14 protein-coding genes are annotated in these 23,380 nt (G+C 61.0%); 9 read left to right on the forward strand and 5 right to left on the reverse strand.

Going from position 1 to position 23,380, the window contains the following annotated elements:
- Window positions 1-97 precede the first annotated feature (97 nt).
- Complete coding sequence (locus V5738_RS08755) at window positions 98-574, forward strand: CBS domain-containing protein (RefSeq protein WP_423824037.1); 477 nt, start codon at window positions 98-100, stop codon at window positions 572-574.
- A 49-nt stretch (window positions 575-623) separates the two neighbouring features.
- Here V5738_RS08755 and V5738_RS08760 read toward each other — a convergent pair whose 3' ends face one another.
- On the reverse strand, window positions 624-3,329 hold the full coding sequence (locus V5738_RS08760; protein ID WP_423824038.1) for a cation-translocating P-type ATPase: 2,706 nt from the start codon (window positions 3,327-3,329) through the stop codon (window positions 624-626).
- Window positions 3,330-3,688: 359 nt separating this feature from the next.
- Here V5738_RS08760 and V5738_RS08765 point away from each other — a divergent pair, with 359 nt between their 5' ends.
- Both V5738_RS08765 and V5738_RS08770 read left to right on the forward strand, forming a co-directional pair.
- Entirely contained in the window at window positions 3,689-4,669 is a 981-nt protein-coding gene (locus V5738_RS08765; protein ID WP_423824039.1) for a universal stress protein, read from the forward strand.
- A 258-nt stretch (window positions 4,670-4,927) separates the two neighbouring features.
- Window positions 4,928-13,525: a GH36-type glycosyl hydrolase domain-containing protein gene (locus V5738_RS08770; protein ID WP_423824040.1), complete on the forward strand. Its 8,598-nt coding sequence runs from the start codon at window positions 4,928-4,930 to the stop codon at window positions 13,523-13,525.
- A gap of 19 nt (window positions 13,526-13,544) precedes the next feature.
- On the opposite strand, the gene V5738_RS08775 is transcribed toward V5738_RS08770, so the two are convergent.
- The 3 genes from V5738_RS08775 to V5738_RS08785 form a co-directional block, all read right to left on the reverse strand.
- Window positions 13,545-13,955 carry a DUF6691 family protein gene (locus V5738_RS08775; RefSeq protein WP_423824041.1) on the reverse strand — a complete coding sequence of 137 codons (411 nt, stop codon included), beginning with the start codon at window positions 13,953-13,955 and terminating at the stop codon, window positions 13,545-13,547.
- Entirely contained in the window at window positions 13,952-14,401 is a 450-nt protein-coding gene (locus V5738_RS08780) for a YeeE/YedE family protein (protein ID WP_423824042.1), read from the reverse strand. Before V5738_RS08780 ends, V5738_RS08775 begins: the two co-directional genes overlap by 4 nt.
- A 199-nt stretch (window positions 14,402-14,600) precedes the next feature.
- Window positions 14,601-15,080 carry a universal stress protein gene (locus V5738_RS08785; RefSeq protein WP_423824043.1) on the reverse strand — a complete coding sequence of 160 codons (480 nt, stop codon included), beginning with the start codon at window positions 15,078-15,080 and terminating at the stop codon, window positions 14,601-14,603.
- A gap of 367 nt (window positions 15,081-15,447) precedes the next feature.
- Here V5738_RS08785 and V5738_RS08790 point away from each other — a divergent pair, with 367 nt between their 5' ends.
- The 4 genes from V5738_RS08790 to V5738_RS08805 all read left to right on the forward strand — a co-directional run bounded on the left by V5738_RS08790 (window position 15,448) and on the right by V5738_RS08805 (window position 20,618).
- The gene (locus V5738_RS08790; protein WP_423824044.1) at window positions 15,448-15,771 is read left to right on the forward strand and encodes an RT0821/Lpp0805 family surface protein; all 324 of its coding nucleotides are present in this window, start codon (window positions 15,448-15,450) and stop codon (window positions 15,769-15,771) included.
- 954 nt (window positions 15,772-16,725) lie between these two features.
- A complete protein-coding gene (locus V5738_RS08795) occupies window positions 16,726-18,345 on the forward strand; it encodes an arylsulfatase (RefSeq protein ID WP_423824045.1) in 1,620 nt (539 codons plus the stop codon).
- A gap of 46 nt (window positions 18,346-18,391) precedes the next feature.
- Window positions 18,392-19,390, forward strand: a complete 999-nt coding sequence (locus tag V5738_RS08800) for an HAD family hydrolase (RefSeq protein WP_423824046.1) — start codon at window positions 18,392-18,394, stop codon at window positions 19,388-19,390.
- Between the two features lie 178 nt (window positions 19,391-19,568).
- Window positions 19,569-20,618, forward strand: a complete 1,050-nt coding sequence (locus V5738_RS08805) for a formylglycine-generating enzyme family protein (protein ID WP_423824156.1) — start codon at window positions 19,569-19,571, stop codon at window positions 20,616-20,618.
- A 163-nt stretch (window positions 20,619-20,781) separates the two neighbouring features.
- On the opposite strand, the gene V5738_RS08810 is transcribed toward V5738_RS08805, so the two are convergent.
- Window positions 20,782-21,480: a Crp/Fnr family transcriptional regulator gene (locus V5738_RS08810; protein ID WP_423824047.1), complete on the reverse strand. Its 699-nt coding sequence runs from the start codon at window positions 21,478-21,480 to the stop codon at window positions 20,782-20,784.
- A gap of 447 nt (window positions 21,481-21,927) precedes the next feature.
- On the opposite strand from V5738_RS08810, the gene V5738_RS08815 reads away from it, so the two are divergent.
- Entirely contained in the window at window positions 21,928-22,707 is a 780-nt protein-coding gene (locus tag V5738_RS08815) for a hypothetical protein (protein WP_423824048.1), read from the forward strand.
- 62 nt (window positions 22,708-22,769) lie between these two features.
- Window positions 22,770-23,375: a hypothetical protein gene (locus V5738_RS08820; RefSeq protein WP_423824049.1), complete on the forward strand. Its 606-nt coding sequence runs from the start codon at window positions 22,770-22,772 to the stop codon at window positions 23,373-23,375.
- Window positions 23,376-23,380: the final 5 nt, after the last annotated feature.

Below are 23,380 nucleotides of genomic sequence, written 5' to 3' on the forward strand. Positions count from 1 at the left end.
CGTCGCCTGATGGGCGACGATACAGCGTCGGCGCACAACCGACGGTCCGTGTGATCTCGGTCAATGCCTGCTCGACGCAATCGCAGACGATTCCTGGGTGACTACATCGATCAGGGAGGGCAAGGTGGAAGTCGCTCGTTTCTGTGCGCGTGAGGTCATCACGGCACACCGCGATACCAGCATTCGGGAGGCGGCTGCGCTCATGCGTAAGCACCACATCGGCGCGCTGGTGATTGTGGATTCCGAGGATAGCGAGTCGTTGCTGCTTGGTGTGGTCACCGATCGCGATCTGGTGGTCGAGGTGTTGGCCCAGGATGTCGCACTGGATTCGTTATCGGTGGGCGATCTGGTGCAATCGCCGCTCGAGAGCATCAGCGAATCAACGGATATATGGGAAGCCATGGAATGCATGGCCGAACTCGGGGTCCGGCGGCTACCGGTCGTGGATGCCGATTGCTATCTCTGCGGCATTATTACCCTGGACGATATTCTCGAATGGCTGGCCGAGTCGATGGAAAGATTGCGTTCGCTGGTCGCCAATGAGATCTGGCAGGAAGCACGGGCGCGTCGCTAGGGCGTTTAGGTGTATCGCGTGACGATCGGCCGAGGCCTGCAGGGCGGCGCTATACCGAGACCGACGCCAGTCGGTCGCGGCGCCGCTGACGGCGGCGTAGGATCGTTTTTTCGAGTTCGACCAGAATGAAAACCGTGGAAGCGGTCCCGAGAATGGCGACCCAGTCGGCGAGATCCAAGGGGCGCGTCGCAAACACGGTCTGCAGGAGCGGGGTATAGGTCAGGGCGGCCTGGAAGACGAGCGTGATGGCAATCGCGATCAGAACATAGCGATTGCCGGTCAGGCCGCGCCAATTCAATACGGGGCTGACGATAGAACGACTGCTGAATAGATAGGCGATCTCGAACATGACCACGGTATTGATCGCGATCGTACGGGCCCGTTCGACCGGTACGCCGTGTTCGATCGCCCAGAGGAACTGGCCGAAGGTGCCGGCCACGATCACCAAGGTGACAAACACGATTCGCCAGGCCAGCATGCCGCTGAGTATCGAATCCCGTCGGCCGCGCGGTGAACGCTGCATGAGATCGGTCTCGGCGTGCTCGAAGGCCAGCGCTAGGCCGAGGGTTGTCGCGGTGATCGTGTTGACCCAGAGAATCTGCAATGGCGTGAGCGGCAGGGTCAGCCCGGCAAGCAGCGCCAACACCACGATCATGGCTTCGGCCAGTCCGGTCGGAACCAGAAAAAGCACCGATTTTTTGATGTTGTCGTAGACCGTGCGGCCCTGTTCGACGGCTTCGGCAATCGAGACGAAATTGTCGTCGGTCAGCACGATATGTGCGGCTTCCCGGGCGGTGTCGGTACCGCGTCGGCCCATGGCGATGCCGACTTCTGCCTGTTTTAGCGCCGGAGCGTCATTGACGCCGTCGCCGGTCATCGCGACAACGCAGCCTCGGTCCTGTAAGGCCTTGACCAGTCGCAGCTTGTGTTCGGGCGTTGTTCGGGCATAGATATCGATCGAGCGGGTCCGCTCTCGCAGCGCGGCATCGTCCAGTGCATCGATGTCCTGACCCGATAACACGCCGGCCTGGCCGAGGCCGAAGCGGGCGCCAATCGCCTGGGCAGTAGCCGCGTGATCGCCGGTAATCATCTTGATGTGAATACCGGCGGCCCGGCAATGCGCGACCGCGGCGATGGCATCGGCGCGCGGCGGGTCTTCGATCCCGACGATGCCGAGCAGCGCCAGGTTCGAGGCCATCTCCTCCAGGCTGGCTTGGGTATTTTCGACCGCCATTTCGGCGGCTGCGATGGCCAAGGGACGCTGGCCGGTCTTAGTGAGTTCGTCCAAACACTGCTGCCAATACTCGTAATCGAGGGATTCGTCTGTGCCTTGCCGAACCTGGCTGGGACAGCGGGCCAGTAGCGTTTCCGGGGCCCCCTTGGCCACGATCCAGACCCGCCCGCTCGCACTGCGGTGCTGGGTCACCATGAAACGGCGTTCTGGTTCGAATGGCAAGACATCGCTCCTGGGGCAGGCCGCCCGGGCGGCGTCGATATCAATCCCCGCCTTGAGGGCCAGGGTCAACAGTGCGCCTTCTGTGGCGCTCCCGACGACGTGCCATTCCGGCTCCGATTTCAAGGCCGAATCGTTGCAGAGCACGCCGGCCCGCAGCAGGCGTTCGAAATCTGGCTGAATATCGGCCATCGTGAGGGGTTCGGCTGGGGTGATACGGCCGGTTGGCGCATAGCCGTCGCCCGCAACGACCAGTTGCCCCTGCGGCAGCACCACGCTGCGTACCATCATCTGGTTATGGGTCAGGGTGCCGGTCTTGTCCGAGCAGATCACATCGACCGCGCCCAGGGTTTCCACGGCATACAACCGCCGGATGATGGCATTGCGGCGGGCCATGCGTTGGACGCCGATGGCCAGGGTGATGGTGACGACGGCCGGCAGCCCTTCCGGTATGGCCGCCACGGCCAGGGCGATCGCTGCGAGGAACGCTTCTTCGAATGCTGCATGACGTATTAGCCAGCCGAAGCCGAAGGTCACGGCGGCGAGTACCAGAATCGCGATAGTGAGCTTCCACGACAGATCGGCCATCTGCTGCATCAACGGCGTATGGCCGCCGCTGATGTTTTCGGCCAAGCGTACGATCCGTCCGATCTCGGTTCGGGCGCCGGTGGCCACTACGACGCCCAAGGCATGCCCCTGGGCGACATGCGTGCCGGAGAAGGCCATGTCGCGGCGTTCGGCCAGCGGCGTGCGAGGAGCGACCGGATCGATGCCTTTGTCGACCGTTATCGATTCACCGGTGAGCGGTGATTCATCGATTCGCAGTCCAGCGGCTTGCAACAGCCGAAGATCGGCCGGCACCTGATCGCCGGCCTGCAGGCGCACGATATCGCCCGGTACGATCTGATCCGTGGGCAGGCGTTGGAGCCGGCCGTCACGGTAGACGATCGTATGTCGGGCCAGCAGCGACTGGATCGCGCGCAAGGCTTTTTCGGCTCGCCCTTCCTGAAGCGTGCCGATCAGTACCATCGCCAGAATCACGCCGAAGATAACGACGGCATCGATCCAGTGCCGGATGGCCAGCGTTGCCAGGCCGGCCAGCATCAGGATAGCGATCAGTACGTTCTTGAACTGCCGAGCCAAACGTCTGAGCACGTGTTCTGGCGGGGCGATCGGCAACTGATTGGGGCCCTCGCGGCGCAGGCGATGCCGGGCATCGCCTGCGCTCAAACCGGTCATGCACGAGCCGAGCGTCTGCAAGGCCTGCTGCGGTTCGAGGGCGTGCCAGTTCGATACATCCATGGGCCGAGTTCTGCGCAACGGGGTCTGTCGAGATTCAAAACGACTCGACGACACAGCCGGTGCCCGGCGCATACGGCACCCGATCGATCCAGAGGGGTTACGAGCCGTGATTGTTCAATTTAGACCACGGTCCCGGCCGCGCGTTGACCGCGATCAACCGGCGCGGTGATCGGCGCGGCTGTTCGCGAATAGTCTGGACAGGTTGCAAGCCACGACCGTGCGCTGATGACACACGATTTGTCGACCGGGTGGCCGTGCTTGCGGCAGCGGCGTTGGTGTCCGGGTCTTTGACTTGAGTCATTTTATTAGTGACCGGCGACGCGGATGATGAACGACCGCGATCTCGAAGAGGCGACCCAATGTCTTTCAGTCGTGTGCTCGTGCCGCTCGATGGCTCGCGAGTCGCCGAAAACGCCTTAAGCCATGCCCAGCGACTGGTACCGGCTGCCAAAGGCGAGATCTGTCTGCTGTATGTCGTACCCTCGCGAAACCGCGAGGGCGACCATCACATGGACCCATTGGATTGGCGCCTGCAGCAGGCCCGGGCCGAGCGTTATCTCGGGGAGATCGTCGAGCGTCTGACCGCCGAGGGATTACAGGCCACGGCATTCGTCGATGAGGGTGATCCCGCCGGCCAGATTCTGGAGTTCGCGCAAAAGCATGCGGTCGATCTGATCGTGTTCAGTGCCTATGGCCACGGCGATGCCAGCCGGTTCCGTTTTGGCGGTACCGTGCAGAAAGCGCTACGCGGCATGCAGACCTCGATCATGATCGTGCGCCCGAACCATCATCCCCCCGAGCCAGCAACGATGACTCACGGCTATCGGCGGGTGCTGGTACCGCTTGACGGCTCCGGCCGTGCGGAATGGGCAGCTTGCCGAGCGGTCTCGCTATTGCGCGAAACCGAGTACGGCGAGCTCATCCTGCTGCAGGTGGTAACGCTGCCGATCGAGCTGTCCGCGCTGCGCATGACCGGCGAGATGGCAACGCTTCAACAACGGCTGCTCGAAGAACAGCTGCGGGCCGGCCAGGCCTATCTGGATGCCACCTGTCATCGCATGAACCAGGGCGTGCAGGTCAGCAGTCGGCTGGTGCAGGCCCGCAGCGTAGCTAAAGCGATCGTGAATGTGGCGGAGACCGAAGATGTCGATCTGGTCACCCTCAGCGCACACGGGGCATCGGACGAATCGATCTGGGAGTTGGGCTCGATTGCCGACGCCGTGGCCAGCCACTGCGATCGTCCGGTATTGATCTTGCAGGACCTGCCACATGCCCGCCCTCAGGCGATTCATGACGATCAACCCTGTCGGCAATTGACCGGCCTGTATCGCGATGGCTGACCAGCGTAGGCAGGTCTAGGGCGTGTCGAGGTTGGCTCGGCAGCGGCGCCAAGGTCCGTCGCGGGAGCAGACGCAGCCGGCCGGTGCTGAAAAACAGCGCCGAAGCTGGCCTGTCGCAGTTGGCCAGCAGAACGAGCCGCCTATCGACCGACATTTTCGGCCGATCGCTTTGTCATGGACCAGGCAGGGGCGACGAGACAGGCCCCGGGCGATGCTTGGGTACGACAGGCCGTTCGTTTCAGGCGGAGGAATCCGCCCGTGAAGCCTGCGCTCAAATCCAGGGATCGATCGTCGACCGCGGCGCCCCACGCTGCGCAGACCACGTCAGAAACCGGAGTCGAAATCGAGTGGATCTCGAATCTGGCCCAGGCCCATCAGCGACTGCTCCGTTCACGGGCAGCACCGGCCGTCAGCCGGCTGATCACGCTCATCGAGGTCGGCTACCAACGGTTGTATGAACGCATCGGTCATCGTGTGAGCCGTGGGCAGCGTGGCAGTCGTACCGAGGAATGGCTGCTGGACAACTGGCATATCGTGCAGCGCGCGATCGAGCAGGTACGCGAAAGTCTGCCGCCGGGCTATCTCGTCCAGCTGCCGCAAATCCGTGGCGCCGCCGGTCGGCCAGAGCTTCGGGTTCGTGAGCTGGCCGTGGAACTGATTGCCCAGGGCGGCGAACCCGTGGATGTCGACCATATTGTCGACTACGTCAATATCTATCAGCAGGTTTGCGTGCTCAATATCGGCGAGGTTTGGGCTTTACCGGCGGTATTGCGCTGGGTGCTGCTCGAAAGATTGCTGGCAGTAGCCGAGCAGGGCGTGTCCGATGAGCCTGCGACCGACGACAGCCGGCCGAGCGGTATGGGTGTGGCCAGTCTCGTTCTGAGCCTGCGCACTCTGGAGGACAATGATTGGCGAGAGATCGCTGAGTCGTTGCTGATCGTCGATACGCTGCTGCGTCAGGACCCGGCAGGGGCCTATGAGGGCATGGACTTCGCATCACGGGATCGCTATCGCAAGGCGGTCGAGCGGCATGCCCGGCGCGCCGCGGTCGCCGAGATCGAGATCGTGCGTGTGGCGCTGCAATGTGCCCAGGCCGCGACGACCGATCGCTATCGACGCCATGTAGGCTTCTATCTGATCGATGAAGGTCGGGTCGAACTGGCTGGGCGGATAGGCCAACGCCTGCATCGGCCATGGTACGAGTTGCCGCATCGATGGGCGTCGCTGCTGTATTTCTTGGGGCTGGCGATATTTGCGATGCCGCTGTGGTTGGCGCTTGGGGTGTTCGTCGCTGGCCACGGTGCCGCCTGGCCGATTATGACCCTCGTCATGCTGTTGACCACCGTCATGATGGGGGGGCTGGCCTCCGGACTGCTCAATGGCTTGATCACGCATATGCTGCCGCCGTACTGCCTGCCGAAGCTGGACTTCGATGCCGGCATTCCCGAGCGCTGTCGCAGTGCCGTGGCCGTTCCCTGCCTGCTGAGTCAGATCGACGACATTGCACCGCTGCTCGAACGGCTAGAAATCAACTATCTCAATAACGCGGATCCCAACCTGGTGTATGTCCTGCTGGGCGACTTCGCCGATGCCCCCAATTACGATCACGCCGAGGACGCAGCGATTCTGGAGACGACCCGAGCGCGCCTAGAAGCGCTCAACGAGCGCTACCGGGACACGGCGAACAATCGCGGCCCGTTCGTATTTCTGCATCGCCGGCGCGAGTGGAATACGGCCCAGAATTGCTGGATGGGCTGGGAGCGCAAGCGCGGCAAGCTGCTTCAGTTCAATCGTCTGATCACCGGCAACGGGCGCCAAAATTTCGAAACCCTGGCCGGCGATCGAACCCGGCTCCAGGCGATTCGCTATGTGATCACGCTGGATGCCGATACCGCCATGCCGCAAGGCACGGCCCGGTTGCTGGTGGGCACCATGGCGCATCCACTCAATCAGGCGATCGTCGATACACAACGAATGCGCGTCCAGCGTGGCTATGCGTTTTTACAGCCGCGGCTCGATAGTGATCCGAGCGCGGTCGAGCCCACCCGTTTTACCCAGATTTTCGACAGCGACCCAACCGTCGATCTGTATACCAATGCGGTGTCCAACGCCTACCAGGATCTGTTCGGCGAGGGGATCTTTGCCGGCAAGGGAATCTACGACCCGCACGTCATCGGCGCGACGCTCAACGAACGTCTGCCGGCCAACCGATTGCTTAGCCATGATCTGCTCGAAGGCAGTTTCGGCCGTACTGCGCTGGTGTCGGATACGCGTTTTTACGAACAGTTTCCGCCCAGTATTTTTGTGTATCTGCGCCGCTCGCATCGCTGGATCCGTGGTGACTGGCAGCTTTTACCCTGGCTGTGGCGTTGGGTGCCGCTGGCCGAAGGCCGACGCGAACCCAATCCGCTGACTCTGATTCAGCAGTGGCAGATTCTCGACAATCTGCGCCGTAGCATGACCGCGCCTGCGACGCTGGCGCTGCTATGCGTGGTCTGGGCCGGCTTGCTGCCGGGAGCGGCTTGGGCCTGGACTTTGGGCCTAGTCGGGCTTTCGGCGGCGCCGATCTGGGTGGAGTTGTTGACGCAGCTATGGCGTTGTGCGGCCGATTGGCGTCGCGCGCCGCGCTATCTACAGTCGATACCGCGACGTCTGTGGGCCCGCGCCGGGCGCTGGCTGTTGTCTCTTTGTGTGTTGCCCTACGAGAGCCTGTTCGTCATCGACGGCGTCGTACGTACGCTCTATCGCATGCGGGTGTCACGGCGTCACCTGCTGGACTGGCGGACCGCGCATGAGGTGCACCGCGATTTTTCCGGCACGCTCACATGGACGGCGGCTTGGCGGGAGATGTGGATCTCGCCGGCGTTCGCTGTTGGTGTCGTACTGTGGCTGGGCCTGTTCGCGCCGGCTGCGCTGCTTCCAGCAGGGCCGTTCGTACTGGCGTGGCTGGTAGCGCCGATGCTGGCGCATTACGTCAGCCGGGCGCCGCCGGTGGCCGCACCACAGCTGAGAGCGGCCGAGCGCCGGCTACTGCGAGATATATCGCGGCGAACCTGGTTTTTCTTCGAGCGCTTCATGGGGCCGGACGACCACTGGATGCCGCCGGACAATTATCAAGAAGAACCGAAGGTCGTTCTGGCTCGCCGTACCTCGCCCACCAATATCGGCATGGGCATGCTTGCCGTGCTCTCGGCCCACGATTTCGGCTATATCGATCTGTTTTCGCTGGTCGCCCGCCTGTCGAACAGCTTCGATCGACTGGCGCGTTTACAGCAGCACCGTGGCCATCTTCTGAATTGGTATGAAACCCGGGAGTTGACGCCGCTGGCGCCGCGCTATGTATCGACCGTCGACAGTGGCAATTTCGCCGCCTGTTTGATCACCTTGGCGCGCGGTCTGGAACAGCTTCCGAGCCAGCCGATCGAGCCATGGCGGCTGTTGCTGGGGGTGCGGGATACGCTATCGGTATTGGAAACGACGCTGCGTGCCGCTGACCCGGCTCGCCCCGGGGACGCTGAGATCGGCTGGATCGCCAAGCTCCGGGCGCGCCGGGAGGCGATCGAGGCCGGCGGCACCGACGCCTACGGCTGGGCGCTTCTGAAGCGTTTCTGCGAGCAGGATATACCAGCCCTGCGGGCCGAATTGCTGGCCTTAGTCCAGCATCGAAGCGTGCATTTGAGCACCGAGCGCCTCGGACAATTGCACCAGTGGCTGGATGAGCTGCGACGCCAGGCGACTCTGGCCCGACATTTTGGCGATCAGCTGCTGCCCTGGCGACGCCTGCTCGCCGATCCGCCCGACCTGTATGCGGGCCGAGGGACGGCCAGACAGCCGCTGGTACACGGCTTCGAGGCCATCCGGTCTTGTCTCGAACAGCCGATGACCTTGGATAACGGTACGACGATCTGCAGGGATGCGCAGGCCCTGGTCGAACGGCTCGAAACCGAACTCGAGGCGGCCGATTGCACGGCCTCAGCCCGATCGCGAGCGAGCACCTGGAATCGGCAGCTGCAGCGCGCGCTACAGGATGCCATGCATGCCACAGAGACGCTGTGTCGGGACATTGCTGCGATCGCGCACGCTGCCGATCACTGGGTCGCCGGCATGGATTTCGCCTTTTTATACGAGCCCAGCCGGCATCTTTTTCGTATCGGTTACAGCGTCGATGAGGCACGTCTGGATTCCGGGTTTTACGACCTGTTGGCTTCCGAAGCCCGATTGACCAGTTTCGTAGCGATCGCCAAGGGCGACGTGCCCAGTCGACACTGGCTGTATCTGGGACGCCCGTTCCGGAAAATCGACGGTCGAACCGTGCTCATGTCATGGGGCGCGACGCTGTTCGAATATCTAATGCCAACTTTGTTGATGCCAGCACCAGGCGCGAGTCTGGTCGGCCGAGCCTGTCGTAGTGCGATTGAGGCTCAGATGGCGTATTCGCGGCGGCTGCAGTTGCCTTGGGGCATCTCTGAATCCGGCTATTATCAGCTGGACGCCCAGTCCAACTATCAATATCGGGCATTCGGCATTCCCGAAATCGGTTTTCGCCGCGATCTGGGCGACCGGCTGGTGATATCGGCTTATTCTTCGGTCATGGCGCTGCCGTTCGCTGCGCATGCAGTACTCGGCAATATCCGTGCTCTGGAACGGGCCGGTGGGCTGGGCGAATATGGCCTCTACGAAGCGATCGACTACGGCCAAGCCGGACGTCAATCCACGCGCCGGGCGCGTGTGGTTCGCTCGTATATGAGCCATCACCAGGGCATGCTGTTGCTGGCGATCGGTAATATGCTCAACGACGATCCCATGCCGAAGCGATTTCAGCAGGATGCGCGGATCGCGCGGCTGGGCAATCTGTTACATGAACGACCGCCGGAGCTGGCGCCCGCCCTGAAACCGTGGCCAGAAACCCAGTTGCCGCAGCCGTTCATTGCTGCAGTGGCGTTGCCGGTATGGTCGCCCGAGACGCCGTTGCTGGGCCAGAGTTACAACCTGTTGTCGAATGGCCATCTATCGTTGATCCAAAGCAGCCAGGGCAGCGGCGGCAGCCAATGGGAGGGTCGGGCGCTGACGCGCTGGGCCCCGGATGCGACCCGTGAAAGCCTCGGGCGCTGGTGTTACCTCAAGGATCTCGATCGCGACCGGCTGGTCTCGGTTGGGGGTGAACCCGAAGGCAGCGTTACCGGGCAACGGCGGACGCTGTTCGCGCCCCACTATGTTGAGCATCAATGCCGGGCGCTGGAGTTGTTCGCCCGACTGCGTATCACTATCGCCTGCGAGCACGATGTCGAGATTCGTCATCTTCGCATTCAGAATGAATCCGGGCACCGACGTCGATTGCTGATCGCCGACTATGCCGAAGTGGCGCTGGCGCCACCGGCCGAGGATGCACGTCATCCGGCGTTCGCCAAACTGTTCGTTCAAAGCCGCTATCAAGCCGATCGACAGTTTATGTTGTTCCGTCGTCGGCCGCGCGGTCCGCACGAAAAACCGCTCTATCTTGGCCATGCGGTGGTCGTTGCACCCGGTCGGCACCGAGCAGTGCAATGGGAGACTGATCGGGAGCGGTTTCTTGGCCGGCTGGGCCGCATCGACAGGCCGAGAGCGCTGACTGCGACCGGGCTGTCCGGTTTTACCCATTCGGTTGGTACGGTGCTCGATCCGGTGCTGGGCTGCGGCGTGGAATTGACACTGGGCCCGCATGCAGATACCGAGATCGTGTTCGTGACCGGTGTGGGCCATTCCCGGCGTGCGGTGCGGTCGGCGCTGCACGGCTATCGTGGCCTGTCGCGTATCCAGTGGGCTTTTGATCAAGGCCGGATGGCAGCGGAACAAGAGCTGAGCGATCTGCATATCGACCCGCCAGATGTGGTCTGGATGATGCAGCTGTTATCACTGCTGCTGGCGCCGGTGCGATCGCTACGCGCGGCCGATGACGTGCTGCGCGGTGTCGAACGTATTCAGTCGGCGCTTTGGGGGCGCGGTATTTCCGGAGACCTGCCAATACTTATGGTCCGACTCGCTGTCGATGCCGGATTCGATTTCGCGAGTCGGCTGCTACAGGCCCACACCCTATGGGCGCGTCGCGGTCGGGCCATCGATCTGGTCTTCGTCGACGACAGCCCGGGTGGTTATGTACAGCCGATGCGAGATCGGCTGCAGCAGGCGATCGCCGAAGCCGGCAGTCGGGTGCAGCGCAGCACAGCTGGTCAAGCGCATATTGTGGCGGCTTCGGAGTTGTCAGCGCCCGATCGACAAAGGCTTTGGGCCGCAGCCCGTGTGGTCCTGGATTCGGCGGCCGGCCCGATCGCCGAACAGCTGGCCCGCGCGGCGAGCGCACCGCCCACCTTGCCGCCATTCGTTGCGATCGGCCCGCCCCATGAACGGGTTTATCCGACGCCTACGTTGTCGCGCCCGTCGGATCTCGAGTTCGACAACGGATTCGGCGGCTTTGCCGACGACGGTCGAGAGTATGTGATCCACCTCGATCCGGGGCGCCGGCTGCCGGCGCCGTGGTCGAACGTCATTGCGAATCCCGAATTCGGTTGTATCACCACGGAAGCCGGGCTCGGCTGTACGTGGGCTGGTAACAGCGGCGAAAACCGTCTTACGCCCTGGAGCAACGATCCAGTAGCCGATCCTGCCAGCGAAGCGATCTATCTGCGCGACGAGGAAACCGCCGAAGTCTGGACGCCAACCCCGGCGCCACGCCCAGCCGATGGCGCCTACCAAATACGACACGGCGCCGGCTATACATGGTATCGCCACAACTCACACGGTGTAGAGCAGAGTCTGCGGGTCAGCGTCGATCACGAGGCGCCTGTCAAAATCGTATGTTTGACGCTGATCAATCGCTGGCCCTGGGTCCGGCGGCTGACCGCGACCTACTACGCCGAATGGGTTCTCGGGCCGGTGCGTACGGCCACCGCGCCGCATATCGTGGTCGATTACGACACCCAGGCTGCGGTGTTGTTGGCACGCAATGCCTTTCTGCGCGAGGCCGAGCCAGGTGTGGCTTTCGTCGCGAGCAGTGAACGCCCGCACGGGCTGACGACCGATCGCTGCGAGTTTCTGGGGCGAAACGGGCGCTTGGAAGCGCCGGCGGCGCTGTTTCGCATCGGTTTGTCCGGGCGTATCGAGACCGGACAGGATCCGTGTGCCGCCTATCAGGTCCATATCGATCTGCCGCCCGAAGCCAGCCATACGGTCTATTTCATACTGGGCCAGGGCCGGGATCGAGAGCAGGCCCTGGCATTGGCTGCGCGTTTCAAGGCACCGGAAGTCGCAGCGCCCGCCCAGGCTTCTCTGGCAGCGTTCTGGGACCGCCATTTGGGCAGTGTACAGATCCGTACTCCGGACCGCGCGACCGATATCATGGTGAATCGTTGGTTGCCATATCAGGTTTTGTCCTGTCGGCTGTGGGGGCGTACCGGCTATTACCAGTCCAGCGGTGCGTTCGGTTTTCGCGATCAACTACAGGACGTGTTGGCGCTGCTGTGGTCGCGTCCTGAGTGGGCGCGAGCCCATATCCTGCGGGCTGCGTCTCGACAGTTTGCCGAAGGCGACGTACTGCACTGGTGGCACGAGCGCCCGCTGCGCGGTGTGCGGACCCGCTATTCGGACGATCTGCTATGGCTACCTTATGTCGTGGCCCAGTATGTCCAAGCGACCGGTGACGCATCGATTCTGAGCGCGGAGGTGGCCTATCTGTCCGGGGCGCCTCTCGAGGCCGGGGAAGCCGAGCGCTACACCGAATTCGAAAGCGGCGAACAGAACGGGCCGTTATACGAGCACTGCACGCGGGCTATCGATCATGCGGCGCGGCTGGGCGCACATGGGCTGCCATTGATCGGCGGCGGCGACTGGAACGACGGCTTCAACCGGATTGGTGCCAAGGGCCGGGGCGAAAGCGTATGGCTGGCTTGGTTTCTGATTCGAGTGTGTCGCGATGTCGAGGCCCTGTGCCGGACCATGGCCGATTACGAACGGGCGCAGCGTTACACGGCATTGGCTGATGAGTTGGAACGCCAAGCCGAGGCCAATGCCTGGGATGGCGCCTGGTATCGACGGGCGTATTTCGACGATGGCACGCCGCTGGGCTCGGCCAAGAACGAAGAATGCCAGATCGATCTCATGGCCCAGACCTGGTCGGTGTTGGCGCTGGGCGCCGAGAACCCGCGCACGGCACAGGCCATGACGGCCGCTTATCAGCGGCTGGTGCGCGAAGAGACCCGCCAGATCTTGCTACTCGCGCCACCTTTTGAGCGCAGCCGCAAGGATCCGGGCTATATCGGCGGTTACCCGCCCGGCATTCGAGAAAACGGGGGGCAATACACCCATGGCGCCGTCTGGGCCGTCTGGGCCGCAGCAGCGCTGGGCGACGCCGCCCGGGCCTGGCATTTGTCGTCGCTGCTCAACCCGATTCGACAGGCCGTCGATCCCGAGGGTGTCGCGCGATATCGCACCGAACCCTACGTGCTGGCCGGGGATGTCTACGGGGTTGCACCGCACGCCGGGCGGGGCGGATGGACTTGGTATTCCGGGGCCGCGGGGTGGTTATTCCGCGGCGTATTAGAAGCGTTGTTGGGATTGAAGCTCTGCCACGGCGAGACCCTGCGTATCGAGCCCTGCCTGCCGGCCGACTGGAGCGGCTACGCTGTCGAGTTGCGCCGTGGCCAGACGAACTACGCGATTGTCGTTGAGCAGATCGATAATCGCGTCGTTCAGAACAGTCGCTGGGTTCTTGATGGCGAGGCGCAGCCAGGGCACACGCTGACACTGGTCGACGACGGCAAGCGACATAAGGTGCAGGTTTATATCGCCCGGGATGACCAGTCTTCGCCGGCGCGGGACACGTGATGCGTATTATAGCCTGGCATCAGCCGGTGAATCGTCCGGCGAGGCGACCGCCGATGAGCAATGCGGCCACGAATATCAGGGCTTCTTTCGGGTTGAACGTCAATGCAGCGACCGCCGGGCCGGGGCAGTAGCCGGCGATCCCCCATCCGAGACCGAACAGCGCTGCCCCTAGCACTAGGCGCCGGTCGATGTGCGTGGCCGTCGGCCAATGCATGGTCTGGCCTGCCCATGGCCGGCGCCAATGTCTCAGTCTTGCGAACGCCGGTATGGTTACCATCACGGCACCGATCATAACCAGGGCCAGACTTGGGTCCCAGCCGCCGACGATATCCAGAAAGGCAAGGACCTTGTTGGGATCGGCCATATGCGATAAGCATAGCCCGAAGCCGAACATGAGACCGGCGGCGGCCGCGATCAGATGCCGTGTCATGGGGCAATACCTAGGCCATGGCGGAGTACGATGGCCGCGATCACGCCGCAGATCATGAACACCACGGTGGCAACGATCGATCGTCGAGACTGACGGGCCACGCCGCAGACGCCGTGCCCGCTGGTACAGCCCGAGCCCAGGCGCGTGCCAAAGCCGACCAGCAGACCGGCCATGCCGAGCAGCGCCACCGGAAAACTGTGGCGGACTGGAATATCGCCGGGCCAGATCGCGACATAGAGCGCGGCGCCGGCGATCAGACCTACCAGAAAACTGGCGCGCCAGCCGCTGCCAGCAATCCCCGCGAACAAGCCATGCACGATCCCTGAGATGCCGGCAATACGCCCAAGCCCGGCCATGAGCAAAGCCGCGGCCGCCCCGATCAGTAAACCGCCGCCCAGGGCGATGCCCGGGGTGAAGTCGGTGATATGGGTCAGGGGCATGTACATTTTCTGTCATTCGATAACGCGGCTAGCAATGATTATCAGAGCCCAGGTATGCGAATCTGCCGTTGATCCAGGTCATGTTCGGATGCCGGTTATTCTTGAATGCGCCATCGGTTGTTTTTAGGAACCAGACCGAGCTATCGAAGAGCTGGGCGAGCGTTTGATAAGCGCCCGACAGTGTCTGCGCCGGAATTTCGAATAGTCAGGCGCCTTGGCCTTCCGGCGAATCTTGACCGTCGTCCCAATGCCAGAGGCCTCCGGGCCGGAGTACGAGCACTGCGCAGTGGGCACGACGCAGCACGCGTGAAGCGGTGCCGCCGAGCAGCCGGTCTGCGAAATTCGGATCGTGAGAGGCAATGGCGATCAAACCGACGCCGAGTTCGCCGGCGCGCTCGACGATCGTCGCGGCGATCGCGCCGGTCAGGGCTTCGCTGCGCCAATCGACGTCGTCGCCGTAATTGAGGTCGCCGAGATCCTGCAGCTGGGCTTCGGTCAACTTGCGGGTTTCTTCTAGAAAGCCATGGGGGACATACGGCCAGAGCGCCAGTTCGGTCGGTACCACGGTCAGCAGGTGCAGCCGTGCCGAGTGATGGCGTGCAAGCTGACGGGTCACCGGGAAAACCAAGCCAAAGGTGGCATCGTGATTCAGATCGACGGGCACGAGTATCTTGTTTGTTGGCATCGATCCGGCTCTTGTGTTGTTCCTGGCAGACCGAGGTAGCAACGCAACGCCCTCGGCCGCTGTCTGATGCATCGGCCATATCAGTCTCGGGGGCTTCTCGAGAGCGCAGGTTGATTCGGATCAAGCCGTGTGATTAGACGTTTGGGAAGGCATCGTCCGAGCCGAACAGCGGATGCTATATTGGATTCAAAGGTGCTGGCCATCGAGTACGTGCGGATTGTGTCGGCGGCACAGCGAACCGGAGATCATCATGAGACGGCATGCATCGGTTTTGGGCGTGAATGCGATCTCGAACGGTGGGTGGGGCACACGATCGGGCCCGAGTTCGTGGCTCCGGTGGGCCGTCCCTGTCTGGGTCGCCGGTGTAATGGGGCTGTCGTCGTTCCACCAAGCCCAGGCCTTCAACTTCAGATTTCTGGACAGTTCCGCGGTCGCTCGTTTCACCGATGAAGACTGGCAGGTGTTGCGCGATGCAACGCGCCAGGCGCTCAACCACGGTAGCGACGGCGATACGATCACGTGGCGTAATGACAAAACTGGGCACTGGGGCACGATTACGCCGTCTCCGGCCAGCGATCGTGCCGGTGCGACGTGCCGGCGGACCCGGTTTGTGGCGAATGCGGCTCAGCGCACCAGCGACACCACGGTGACGTTCTGCCGCATCGACGGTCAGTGGAAAGTCGCGCAGTAACATGGGCTGGGCCGAATGATTCAGCCTGTGGTGATTTTTGACCAACCGCTCAGTATCCGCTCACAAGCGTGTTAAGTCTGAATTTTTAAATGGGTCTGGCGCGCCGCTGGTTGTGGAATTGCCCGGGCGGCCGGGAATATCCAACTTTATCGTCGCCGATCCGATCGTTTCTAAAAGTCGCGCCGCGCCAGAACACATAAAGCGTGAAATGGGCCGGCTGATGCATCAGCAGCCCGTGGCCTGGTGATGGGCGGATAGCGGTTTAACGATTAGGCGAGACTAGACCGCGGTTGCTCGTACTGGTGTTGGCTCGCCGGGCCAGAGCGCAGCTTCGAACAAGGATGAACGGCACTGTGCATAGCCGCGTTGGCTAGAGGCGCCCGCGGAGCCGAACAAATCAGATCTATCAATGCGTTATTGAGCGTGTCGAACGTCTGGTAGTGCCGCGACAAAGGTCTAATATTGACACTAAATCAGGCTTTATATCGTGAAGTCGCCGTATCTATTTTTATTATAGATAATAAAATCCATGATTGGCGCAGCCGCTTCGGTTGCTGGAGCCGCGCTGGTGGACGATGTTGTTTTTCAAAAAAGCGATTTGTGCCTGACGGTTTGCACGGCGCGGGTATTGGGTGCGCATGGGCAGCCGACTGTGAGCGGGGCCGCGGGCGGTCGAGGGCGCGATCGACCCGCGAGCTGGCCAGCCGGCCGGGACCCCGATACGACCGAAAGATGGATCGATAAGTCGCGCCGGTCACAGGATGTTTTAAGCGGCGCACAGATTGCGCTCTGGGCAACAAGGTCGAGCACGGCCGACTACCGGCCAACGAGGGCTTTGGCCGGCACTACCGAAACCGTGGTCGTGACCATGAAATAAGCCTGTTCGAGATAACGCCCGGAATAGAGCGTTGAACACCAAGTGTCGTTAGTGCACGAGACCTCGAGGACATCGATATGAACAGCCGCCGATTTTTGTCGATCGCCGTCGTGGTCGCGGCCGCTGCTTTGAGCAACGACACGGCTTGGGCCCAGACAGGGCAAGGCTGGGATCGCACCGTTCGCGTCGCGGAATATCTCGAGCCGGCGATCCCGCATCCAAAGCAGGAAAAAGCCGCTCGCAACAAGCTAAAGCAGCTGGAGGCGAAAATCGGGCGCAAGCCGAATATTCTGATCCTGTTGGTCGACGATATGGGCTATGGCGACCCGGGTGCCTTTGGGGGCGGGGCAATGATCGGGGCGCCGACGCCGAATATCGACCGGTTGGCTGCCGAGGGTTTGAAGTTGACCTCGACCTATGCTCAGCCGCTGTGTACGCCGACCCGGGCTGCTTTGATGACAGGTCGTCTGCCAGCGCGTAGCGGGCTGACTCGACCGCTTCTGGCCAATGACCGTCCGACCAAGAACCCTTGGGCCGCCGAGGTCAGCGCTGCCCGATTATTGAGCCAGAATGGCTATATCACAGGGTTGGCCGGTAAATGGCATATCGGCGAAGGTCAGGGCATGCAGCCGCAGCAGGTCGGCTACGACGAATTTCACGGTTTTCTCGGCGTCATTAGCGAATATACGCAGTACATGATGCCCCGCAAATACGAACAGCTCGTCGCCGATCCGGAGCGGGTCAAGACCTTCAAGAGCTTGAGTGCATACAACGCGGTCGTAACCGGTAAAAAAGGCCGCCAGCTCAAGATCGATTATCCGCTCGAGACGGTCCAGCAGATCGGTAACTGCGATCAGGATTTCGCGAACTGGTCGGTTGATTTTATCGAGCGCGCCGCGAAACAGAACCAGCCGTTCTATTTGATCCATGCCTTTGGAAAATTGCACTTCGATAATTTTGCGGCCGCCGGCTATGAAGGTCGCAGCCCAGCGAAACTGCCTTATAAAGATGCCGTGATCGAAGTCGACGATATCGTGGGCCGACTGATGGCCACGCTCCAGAACACCGGTCAGCTGGATAATACGCTCGTCTTTTTTACCTCGGATAACGGGCCTGAGGAAGACTCTTTTCCGGACGCAGGCTTTACGCCGTTCCGGTCGGGTAAAGGCACGACCTGGGAAGGCGGGGTACGTGTACCGGGCATCGCATACTGGCCGGGGCTGATCAAGCCGGGCCGGGTCAGCGACGGATTGTTCGATCTAATGGATCTGTTCAATACATCGTTGGCGGTTGCCGGGATCGAAGACCAGATTCCCTCCGAGCGCTATATCGACGGGATCGATCAGACTTCATTTCTATTGGCTGATCAGGGCCAGAGTGGTCGCCAGGCGGTGTTCGTCTATAACCAGGCCGATTTCTCCGGGCTGCGTTGGGGCGAATTCAAGGGATATTTCAAGGTCCTGCTCAGCGACCAGCCGTTCACCAACATCAGTATGTCGCGCTACGTGCCGGTCGGTGTGGCGCCTTGGGTGTTCGATCTCTATCGCGACCCTAAGGAGCGTCGGACGATGAGCAACGGCGACTACGAATGGGCCTACGGTCCCATCCTGCAACTGCAGAAGCAGCATGCTGCGACTTTCGTCAAATATCCGAAAAAGGATATCGGGCTCGGTATTGGCGATGCACCGCGCGGATAAATACTGAGCTTGCCCATGATCTGTCTAGCCGCTCGGGGTGTCTGTGATGAACAATAGACTCAGATCGGTTGTTATCGGATTTTTCGCGCTGACGCTTGTGCTACTGGTCACGGTTAGCGCCGCGGCCCCGTTGCCATCTTGGCGGGACGGGCCGGCCAAACAATCCGTCATCCGCTTCGTCGACCGCATCAGTAACGCGGGCTCGCCTGCGTATGTGCCGGAGCCCGAGCGGATTGCCGTGTTCGATAATGACGGCACTCTGTGGTCGGAAAAACCGCTGTATTTTCAGTTCATTTATGCTCTGGATGAAGTGCGGCGAATGGCGCCGCAACACCCGGAATGGCAGCACGAGGCGCCGTTTGCCTCGATCTTGAAAGGTCAGGCGGTGGCCGCTCTGGCCGCCGACCCGAAAGCGTTACTGGAAGTGGTTGCAGCGACCCATGCTGGTATGACCACTGACGCTTTCAACGCGAGCGTACAGCGATGGCTGGCCCAGGCACGGCATCCACGAACCAAGCGCGCCTATACCGGGATGGTCTATCAGCCGATGCTGGAATTGCTGGGTTATCTGCGAGACAACGGCTTCAAGACGTTCATCGTTTCTGGCGGCGGTATCGACTTTCTGCGCGCGTTTTCCTGGAAGAGCTACGGCATTCCTCCTGAACAAGTCGTCGGCAGCAGTCTCAAGGAGAAATACGCCCACCGCGACGGCCGCCCGGTGCTCATCAAGCTGCCGGAGTTGAACTTCATCGATGATGGTCCGGGTAAGCCGGTCGGCATTCATCAGTATATCGGTCGTCGCCCGATTTTCGCTGCCGGTAACTCGGATGGCGATCTGCAGATGCTGGAATGGACGACCGCCGGCGCCGGACCGCGCCTTGGACTGATCGTGCATCACACCGATGCCCAGCGCGAGTGGGCCTACGACCGACACTCCAAAATCGGCCATCTCGACAAGGCGCTCAACCAGGCCAAAAGCCAGGGCTGGACCGTGGTCGATATGGAAAAGGATTGGACAGTCATATATCCACCTGCGAAACACTGAATGCCGGATGGGTTGGCATAGGCTATCGGGGACGATCGATCCAAGAATGCTTTCAGGTCGGAGCATGGTCATGAAGAGCACGCCTGTCGAAAAAGGTCGATGGTATTCCGGGCCAGGTCTTCGAATCAGCCTGGGTGTTCTGGGGGGATTCATACTGGTGCTCGCGAGCGCTGGCTGGATGCTCAGCTCGCATTCTGAGCAGCCAGACAGAGATCAGGTGCCCCCAGGGTTTCAAAAGACCGAACAGAATCAAGGGCCGCCCCCGGGCGCCGCCCCCGAGGGCATGGTCTGGATTCCAGGCGGCGAATTCTCCATGGGCGCTGCTGAGCCGATCGGACACGACCAGAACATGGTTGGCATGAATGCCACCCAAGATTCGCGGCCGATTCACCGGGTCTACGTGGATGGGTTCTGGATGGATAAAACCGAGGTGACTAACGACGAGTTCGCCGAGTTCGTCGAGGCGACTGGCTATATGACGCTCGCCGAGCGACCGCCTCGAGCCGAGGATTTCCCGGGCGTGCCGGTTGAAAACCTGGTCGCGGGCGCCGTGGTTTTTGCGCCTCCGGACGGTCCTGTGCCGCTCGACGACTATTACCAGTGGTGGGCCTATATACACGGCGCCAACTGGCGGCATCCGCTGGGCCCGGACAGTGATCTGCGCGGCCGCGGACAGTATCCGGTAGTCGAAATCGCCTACGAAGACGCCCAGGCTTATGCACGTTGGGCCGGCAAACGTTTGCCGACCGAAGCCGAATGGGAATTTGCGGCCCGCGGTGGATTGAGCGGCAAGCTCTATCCTTGGGGAAATGAATTTAAAGCCCAAGGGCACTGGATGGCCAATACGCTGCAGGGCCATTTCCCGGACGCCGATAGTGGGGCGGATGGTTATATCGGCATCAGCCCAGTGGCCCAGTTCGAGCCCAATGGGTACGGGCTCTACGATGTCGCGGGTAATGTCTGGGAATGGACTACCGACTGGTATCGGCCCGATTACTATGCGCGCTTGGGGCAGGCAGGCGGCGTGGCCCGCAATCCCCAGGGGCCTGTTTCGGCTTTCGATCCCTCCGAGCCGGGGCAGCGTAAACGAGTACTGCGTGGGGGATCGTTTCTTTGTACCGATCAGTATTGTTCGCGCTATATGGTCGGCACGCGTGGCAAGGGAGAAGTCAGCACCGGTACCAACCATCTCGGCTTTCGGTGTGTCATGTCGGCCGAGTCGAAATAGTCGCAGCGCTGACGTGTGTCGCGGCTGACTGGTTTCATCACAGACCACGTTTGAGGCTCGGCCGTCGGGGCAAGCCGCTGACATCGCATGACCCCATTGGGTTGCGATCATAGCGCTAACAGCGCTTGGTCGGTCCAGCGGGTCGGTGCGTATACCGGGTCTCTCAGGCGGTGAGCTCGGCTAGGCGATCATGCAGACGGTCGATCGAAAGGATCGTAATGTTTCGATACCCGACGGCAATCACGCCTTGAGCTTCCAGCTCTCGAAGAACGGCGCCAGCACTGTTACGACATAGATTCGCGGCGGCTGCGATTTCTTCCTGACTAATCGGGACCCTCGGGCCGCAGGTATGCGACGACGCGTTCTTTGAGCAGCCACCAAGACGCAAAAGTGCCGCGATACAGCGAGCCCGACCGTCGCGCATCATTAAGCTCGCCGTGGTCGCTGTCGTATCGGCATGATTTTCGATGGCCAGCTGGGCGATACAACGCCATCGTTCTGGCGTCTGATTGCAAATGACTCGCAGACGGGGCAGTGGAATCTCGGTCAGGATGACATCGGATCTTGCGTGTAGAGATCCAACACAGGCCGCGCCGGCGATGACCGTTGCCTCGCCGAACCAATCACCTGGCCAGAACAGATTGACCAGACTGCTTTCCCCGGAGGCTCGGCCTATACGCATTTCGACACAGCCTTCCAGGATGCCGTACAGCCCGCCCCCGGGGACATGGGCTTCGGCTATGGTCCGTCCCGCGCCATATCGACGCAGTCGCGCGATACCGATGACATCGTTGATAAACCCATCCGGTTGTCTGCTGAGCCATCCGCGCGCAACGACGGGCTCGAAAGCCAGATTCAACATGGCACGTCCTCGCTCCGGATCGGGTTTTAGACGAGTTGCGGGAATTCGCCCACCCCACTTGAAATCCTAAAAACTCGCTGTGACACGATCGAATAACTCGTTTCGACGAACGCACCCCGTGACGGCATCGAATGCAGGGCACAGCCAGCTGTTTGATGGTCCGCAAGACATGGATCGGAACGTCTTCGATTGCCCATGGTTTGGCAAATGCGCAGCGTCGATATCACTAGGATTAACCAGTGCTCATCGGTATGCCGAAGTTGCTCCAAAAGCGCTGTCGGTATGTTGAGTTTGGTCAAAAATCGATGCCGCTTACGCCAATGAGTTGGGTTGCTTGAACAACTTGTGGTGACGCGTTCTTTTTAGAAGAACGAGCTATGAGTTCGTAGACCACCGGTACGGTGACGACCTGATCGTTCGCAGGCGAGCTCGGAGAGGTGATTGGCCATGCCGAAGTTAAAAAAACTCGCCGCTTTGGCTGTTTTGCTGTCGATGTCCTGTGTGGCGGCCGATGCATGGGCTGCCGATAGCGACAAGCGGAACGATACCCGGACGAATGTCACGATTTATGTCTGGGCGACTTCGGTAGAAGAAGAGTTTCCCGGCGGCGCTAAAGCCAAAGCGAGCTTCAGCACAATTTTTGATAATCTCGATTTCGCTTTCATGGGGGAACTGGTCCAGCGTCGGGGCGACTGGATCTATGGGGTCGGCGCATTCTATGCCGATATCAGCGAGTCCGGTCGTTCGAGTTTCCCGATCCAGAATACAGCGCCGAATCAGCCAAGCAGTATTGATACGGCTACGAATTTCAAAACCAAGACCGAGATATTCAATGGCTTCATCGGCTATCGCCTGGTGCCGATTGAAAAACTCGACCTCTATGGTACGGCTGGCATTCGCTTTACGCGTTTCGATACCCGGCTCATCGTCGATGCGGTAGGCCAGTCCTTTCGTTTTCAGGCCAAAGACGATATGACCGATGCGGTCGCTGGACTTCGCGGGGCGTATCGCCTTACGCCAAACTGGTCGTTTCCGTTCATTGCCGATGTGGGCACCGGAGATTCGGATCTAACTTGGCAGGCTTTTGCCGGGACCACTTATAGCCTGGGTCACCATGCCTTTACGTTGGGTTATCGGCATATGTATTGGGATATCAGTGGCACCAGTCGCTATCTGGATTCGGTCGACTATGACGGGCCGCTGTTGGGTTATACCTATCGTTTTTGAGTGCCGTGGCAGCAGCTCGACTGGGCCTGGCGTATTTCTCCATAGACCGAGGTTGCACTGCGATGAAAACTCGATACAGATTCCGTCTTTCTCTATTTGTTGTTCCCGCCATGGTTTCGATGTTCGGCGTATGTCCGGTTGTGGCTCCGGTTATGGCCGCCGAGCCGGGTATGCAGGAAACGGCGACCGAGAAGGTATCAGCCGTAGTCACGGGAATCGATCGGCAGGCTCGTACAGTCACTCTGCGCGGCGATAACGGCGAGATTCGAACCGTAGAAGTCCCGCCCGACGTTGAATATTTCTCCAAGCTCAAATTGGGTGATCGAATCAACGCCGCCTATACGGAATCTCTGCTGCTGCAGCTGCAGCCATCCGGTACGCCGGACGATACCAGCAGCGCAGAGGTTTCCCGAGGCGAAGAAGACGGAAAGCCTACGGTGACCGGCGCAACACGCCGTGTTATATCAGCCAAGGTTGTTGCCGTGGATACGCAAAAAAACACGATTACCCTGCAAGGACCGAAAGGCAACGAAATGCAATTCGATGTCCATAACCCGGATCGGCAAGCCGTGTTGAAGAAGGTCAAGGTGGGTGATCTGGTACGTGCGACCTACAACCGTTCGGTGGCGATATCGTTGTCACCGGCACCGTCGGACACGGGCAAGTGATCTAA

This window comes from Salinisphaera sp. SPP-AMP-43, from assembly GCF_049568105.1.
Taxonomy (GTDB): Bacteria; Pseudomonadota; Gammaproteobacteria; order Nevskiales; family Salinisphaeraceae; genus Salinisphaera.